Below are 3,736 nucleotides of genomic sequence, written 5' to 3'. Positions count from 1 at the left end.
GACGGGCACCGCGTTGTGGGCCACGGTCGTCGGCGCGGGGCTGGCCGGCACCCTCGGCGCCTGGCACCTGGCGGCGGTGCTCTTCGGCTCCTCGCTGGTCAGCGCGTTCGTCAACCCGGCGTCGGGCGGAGCGCTGCGCGCCGTCGTCCCCGCCGCCCAGATGCCGAACGCGATGGCCGTGAACCAGGGGCGGATGGCGGCGGTCGCGTTGTTCGCCGGACCCGTCGGCGGGTTCCTGTACGGCATGGCGCACGTGCTGCCGTTCGTCGCTTCCGTGCTGGGGCACGTGATCGAGGTGGTGGCCGTCTCCTTCGTGCGCAGTCCGCTCAACGGTGAGCGGACCGGCGCGACCCACCCGCTCGCCGACCTGCGCGAAGGCCTGCGCTTCGTCGGCGCCGTGCCCCTGTTCCGCGCGGTGCTGGTGCTGATCACGCTGCTGAACCTGACGTCGATCGCCCTGGTCGTGGCGATCAACCTGGAGCTGGTGCGCACCGGCACGGACCCGCGCCTCATCGGCCTCGTGGACGCGTGCGCCGGTATCAGCATGCTGGCCGGCGCGATCGTCGCGGGGCCGATCGTGCGGCGCGTCCGCGTGGGCCGGTTCGGGGTCGCGACCATCGGCCTGCTCGCCGCGGCGCTCGTCGTCATGGCGCTGGCGCCCATGTACTGGGTGTTCGTCGCGATGCTGGCCGTCGGGGTGTTCCTCTACCCGGCGCTCAACGCGGGCTTCACCGGCTACCTCACGGTGATCATCCCCGACCGCATGATGGGTCGCGCCACCTCGCTTCTCGGGCTGACCGGCCTGATCGCGGCACCCGCCGCGCCCGTGCTGGGCAGCGCGCTCCTCGAGGCGTGGGGCATCGGCGGCACGCTGTGGGCGATGGTGGGCGCCTTGGCCGCGGTGCTCGTGGCGCTCAGCCTCACTCGTCCCCTGATGCGGATCGGCACGCCGGACACCTGGGCGGCCGACGCGCTGGAGCACGACGGCTGAGCCTGCTCATGCCTCCGGTGTGGCGTCCACGGCCTCTGCCGTGGAGTCCACGGCCCGAGGCCCGACGGCGAAGAGGATCTGGTAGTACCGGCGCCTCGGGTCGTCGGGATCGGCACGCTTGGCGGCGCTGGTGCGCTCCGACCATCTCTCCAGCACCGTCAGGACCTCCGCCGTCATCTCCTCAGCCTCGTCCCGGGTGAAGAACCCGGCCGACGCGACGCCCTCGTGCAGGTCGTCCCGCGCGCCGGGCGCGTCCCGGTCGCGGAGGAACATGTCGCGCAGCCAGTGCAGGTACGGCTCGATGGCGCGTTCGGCGCCCGCGATGTCGCGGTCGACGACGAACCGGTCCACGACGGGCCGCCACACCCGGTCACGCTTGTCGTGGGCGAGCTCGGGCGCCTCCTCGATGAACCCGTGCCTCGCGAGCACCCGGAGATGAAAGCTGATCGAGTTGGCCGGCTCGCCCAGCGACCGGGCGAGGTCCGCCGCTCTTGCGTGCTCGCGGACATTGAGCTCGACCAGGATCCGCTGCCGGAGCGGGTGCGCCATCGCGCGCAGGGTCTCCGGGTCGGTGATCTGGAGGGGCTCCTTCGGCATGCCGCCAGGCTAGCAACTTCGCGCATCTCCAGTTGCGCAAGGATCATTGCGCAATTTCAATTGCGCAACTATGGTGTGCGGCATGACGACGGACGAGGCCCGGCTGCCGGACGAGTTGCCCACCGAGACGACGACGGCGCCGGGGGAGCAGGCGCCGAGCCTCTGGCGCAACCGCTCCTACCGCCTGCTCCTGACGGGCGCGACGGCCGAGGACGTGGGCGCCGCGGTCGGCGCTTTCGCGGTACCGCTCGCCGCGTTCGCGGTCACGGGGTCCGTGGTCCAGGCCGGGGTGATCTCGTTCGTCGGCCAGCTCGGGTCGGTGCTCATGACGCTCCCGGCCGGGGTGATCGTGGACCGGGTCGACCGGCGCCGGCTCATCATGGCCGGGGGCACGGTCGCGGCACTCGCCTGGGCCACCGTGGTGTTCGCGGGCCTGGTCGACGGTCTCTCCATCACCGCCCCGCACCTCGCGGGGGCGCTGTTCGTGTCGTCCGCCGTCGGCTCCCTGATGGACCCCGCCGGCACCGCCGCCCTGCACGCCGTCGTGCGGACGGAGCACCTGGGCCCGGCGATGTCGGTCGCGCAGGGGCGCGACGCCGCGGCCACCCTGCTCCAGGGTCCGCTCGGCGGGCTGCTCTACGGCATGAGCACCGTGCTGCCGTTCGCGGTCTCCGCGGCGAGCCGGCTGGTGTCCGTGGTGGCCACCTCCCTGGTCCGGGAGCCGCTCAACGGCGACCTCGACGCCGCGCGCGCGGAGCACCCCGTTGCCGCGCTGCGGGAAGGGTTGCGCTTCGTGTTCGGCGTGCCCCTGCTCCGGGCGTCGCTCTGGCTGTTCATGCTGGTCAACGTGGTTCTGAACGGCATGATGGTCGCGATCAACCTGCACCTGGTCAGCATCGGGACGGCACCCGCGCTCATCGGCCTGATCAACACCGCGGTCGGCGTGGGCGTACTCCTGGGTTCGGTCCTCGCGGGCCTTCTCGTCCAGCGGGTGCGCGTGGGTGTCCTGACGGTATTGACGCTCGGCGTGTCCGGCGTCGCCGTCGTGGTGATGGCGCTGTTCCCGACCTACTGGGGGTTCGTCGCCGCGCTCACGGGAGCGATGTTCTTCGCGCCCGCGCTCAACGCGGGGGTGCTCTCCTACGTCACTGCGATCACGCCGGGGCAGATGCAGGGGCGCATGGCCGCGACGATGGGGCTGACCGGCCTGGTGGCCGGACCGGCGGCGCCGCTCGTCGGCAGCCTGCTGCTCGACGGCGTCGGGATCAGCGCCGCGATGTGGTGCTTCGCCGTCGCGTGGACCGTGCTGTTCCTGGCGATGTTCCTGGTGCGCCCGCTGTGGCGCGTCGGACTCCCGGACACCTGGGCGGCCGACGTCGTCGAGTGGCCGACGACGCGCGCGCCGTCGGCCACCTGACCGTCGTCGGCCACCTGACCGGTCAGACGGCGGACCAGCCGCCGTCCGCGGCGATGATCGCCCCGTTGAGGTTCACCGAGTCCTTCGACAGCAGGAACGTGATGGTCGCGGCCAGCTCCTCCGCCATGGCGAGGCTGAGGATGTTGACCTGGTGGGGCCGCAGCACCGGCGCGCCGAACTCGGCCTGTCCGGGCACCGGGATGCCCGTGGCCACGCCGCCGGGCGCGACGGCGTTGGTGCGGATGCCGCTCTTCGCGTACATCACGGCGTTCGACTTCGTCAGCCCGACCACCGCGTGCTTGGAGGCCGTGTAGGCGACGCCGGCGGCCGAGCCGCGCAGCCCGGCCTCGGACGCGACGTTCACGATGCGCCCCTCCTTCGCGGCCAGCATCCCGGGCACGACGGCGCGGGTGAGCCGCATGGTGCCCTCCAGGTTCACGCGCAGCACCCGCTCCCACAGGGCGTCGCTCACCTCGTGGATCGCCGACATGTCGTCCATGATCCCGGCGACGTTGGCCAGCGCGTCGACGCGGTCGCCCGCGGAGGCCACGATGCGGTCGACGTCGTCCTGGGCGGAGATGTCGCCCGCGACGGGGACGATCCCGGCCCCGGCCGGGAGCCCGGTCAGCGCGGCGGCGAGCTCGTCGAGCTTCTCGGCGGAGAGGTCGGCGGCGATCACCCGCCCGCCCTCGCGGGCCACGCGCGAGGCGACGGCCCGGCCGATGCCGGAC

Annotated in this window: 4 protein-coding genes; 2 read left to right on the top strand and 2 right to left on the bottom strand. The window is 72.9% G+C overall.

What is annotated here, in order from left to right; all coding sequences use genetic code 11:
- A partial coding sequence (locus tag PROKR_RS23865) for an MFS transporter (RefSeq protein WP_084800645.1) occupies positions 1-991 on the top strand: 991 nt, incomplete at its 5' end.
- 6 nt (positions 992-997) lie between these two features.
- Here the strand turns inward: PROKR_RS23865 and PROKR_RS30990 are convergent.
- A complete protein-coding gene (locus PROKR_RS30990) occupies positions 998-1,588 on the bottom strand; it encodes an ArsR/SmtB family transcription factor (protein WP_051433294.1) in 591 nt (196 codons plus the stop codon).
- 82 nt (positions 1,589-1,670) lie between these two features.
- On the opposite strand from PROKR_RS30990, the gene PROKR_RS23855 reads away from it, so the two are divergent.
- Positions 1,671-3,005: an MFS transporter gene (locus PROKR_RS23855; RefSeq protein WP_084800647.1), complete on the top strand. Its 1,335-nt coding sequence runs from the start codon at positions 1,671-1,673 to the stop codon at positions 3,003-3,005.
- A gap of 22 nt (positions 3,006-3,027) precedes the next feature.
- Here PROKR_RS23855 and PROKR_RS23850 read toward each other — a convergent pair.
- The coding region (locus PROKR_RS23850) for an SDR family NAD(P)-dependent oxidoreductase (RefSeq protein ID WP_036968546.1) at positions 3,028-3,736 on the bottom strand (709 nt) is incomplete at its 5' end.

This window comes from Promicromonospora kroppenstedtii DSM 19349 (assembly GCF_000515355.1).
Lineage (GTDB): Bacteria > Actinomycetota > Actinomycetes > Actinomycetales > Cellulomonadaceae > Promicromonospora > Promicromonospora kroppenstedtii.
The sequence above is the reverse complement of the archived record's forward strand: the minus strand, read 5'-3'. Positions and strand labels throughout refer to the sequence as shown.